This is a genomic window from Microcystis sp. LEGE 08355, assembly GCF_015207185.1.
Taxonomy (GTDB): domain Bacteria; phylum Cyanobacteriota; class Cyanobacteriia; order Cyanobacteriales; family Microcystaceae; genus Microcystis; species Microcystis panniformis.
The window spans coordinates 1-1,177 of record NZ_JADEXI010000924.1; the positions used below are offsets into that span (position 1 = coordinate 1).

Genomic DNA, 1,177 nt, shown 5'->3' on the forward strand with positions numbered 1-1,177 from the left:
TAAAAATATTTTGGCCGCAGGGCTTGCGGTGTCAGTCCGGGTCGCGACCATAAGACCAGAACAGAGTAAATCTGTTAAGGCAGGTGCGAAAAATCCTTCGGGAAAGAAGCAGAAACCGTTCGGCTGAGCTCACGGCCGGAGCCCAAATCGTGAGGTTTGGGAATCGCCGTCCGTTTTACGGCGGCGAGGATGTCAATACAGTCCCATTAAGATTCTCAGTCTGTCTTCAACCAATGCCAGGGTTTCTGAGGATACAGTTCCCCATCGCTTCTCAAGTCGTTCTACTGAGATTGATCTTACGTCCTCGCACTTGATAAAACTTGGCATTTTCACTCCTCCCTCTGGAGGTTCCACTTTTAGGTGAAAAGGGATTCCTTTGTCTTTAGAAGTTACTGGCAAAACAACAACTAAGCCAGATGCACCCTGATTAAACAGGTCTGCTGAAATCACTAAACATGGACGCTTACCAGCCTGTTCATGCCCCCTTACTGGATTAAGGTCTGCTAGCCATATTTCTCCTCTGGTAATTTCTGCCACTACCCTTCTACTCCATCAGCGAGAGTTTGCTCCCATGTCTGCCTTTCAGAAATTTCCTCTTGCCATAAAGTCTCATTCTTCCTTAAGGCGGCGAAGGCTTCATTCGCTTGAACTAGAAAAACATATCTGCGATAATTTTCGATGGCTTTGTCTAATACTGTTGGGAGCGTATCCCCAGAGGAGTCAACGAGTGCTAACAGCGTTTTGTGAGCAGCCTCACTAATGCTAATTTTTAATTCAGGCATACTTTTCTCTCGTAGCTTGTGTAGGGCTATTGTAGCCAATTGTGTAAGGACTAACAACCTGGTTGGAGCGGACAGTTGAGAGGCTTTTCGTTGATCGCTATGGTCGATCTGCTGCCGCTCAACCAGAACGTTAGACCGTAGAGATATTGAGTCTTTGCAACTACTTCAGCTCCTCTAATTAGGGCTTGCTGAATAAATCTAAAAACCTTGTTGGGTAAAACTTTTAGGCTTTTTGTCAATCAAAAAGTGCCAGCCTTTGGAGGGATCGGGGGGAAAATTCCGGGACTTTTTCCCTGAAAATTAGGTAATTTACCAGATGAAAATGGGTAAAACCCTACACCCCACCTGCCCCTAGGGCTGTTTCATTCTCCCATCAGAATATCAAAAGTAAAAGC

At 45.6% G+C, this 1,177-nt stretch carries 2 protein-coding genes; both read right to left on the reverse strand.

Features of this window, described 5'->3' with window-relative positions:
• Positions 1-192: 192 nt before the first annotated feature.
• On the reverse strand, positions 193-537 hold the full coding sequence (locus tag IQ242_RS25305) for a type II toxin-antitoxin system PemK/MazF family toxin (protein ID WP_193961846.1): 345 nt from the start codon (positions 535-537) through the stop codon (positions 193-195).
• Positions 537-782, reverse strand: a complete 246-nt coding sequence (locus IQ242_RS25310) for a hypothetical protein (protein WP_002739747.1) — start codon at positions 780-782, stop codon at positions 537-539. The genes IQ242_RS25305 and IQ242_RS25310 overlap by 1 nt, the downstream gene beginning before the upstream one ends.
• Positions 783-1,177 lie beyond the last annotated feature (395 nt).